At 67.8% G+C, this 233-nt stretch carries 1 protein-coding gene; it reads left to right on the top strand.

Annotation, left to right across the window (positions count from 1 at the left end; translation table 11 throughout):
* Window positions 1–233, top strand: a 233-nt coding sequence (locus RMT89_RS45590; protein WP_315889629.1) for a DUF2612 domain-containing protein, incomplete at both ends; no start/stop codon positions are given.

Below are 233 nucleotides of genomic sequence, written 5' to 3'. Positions count from 1 at the left end.
ACTTCACGGCGACCGTCGCTCTGTCGGTCGACCCGCTGGCGCGGATGCAAGCCGCGTTGACGGCGCTGATCTACGTCGACTTCGATCTCGACCTCGCCGTTGGCCCGCAACTCGACGCCGTCGGCGTGCGGATCGGCCTGTCGCGCTTCGTGCCCTACCCGCTGCGGGGTCTCTTCTTTTCGTGGGGCGATCCCCTGCGAGGCTGGGGAGAAGGCGTCTGGAAGGGTCCGTTC

It is taken from the genome of Streptomyces sp. P17 (assembly GCF_032436805.1).
Taxonomy (GTDB): domain Bacteria; phylum Actinomycetota; class Actinomycetes; order Streptomycetales; family Streptomycetaceae; genus Streptomyces.
The sequence above is the reverse complement of the archived record's forward strand: the minus strand, read 5'-3'. Positions and strand labels throughout refer to the sequence as shown.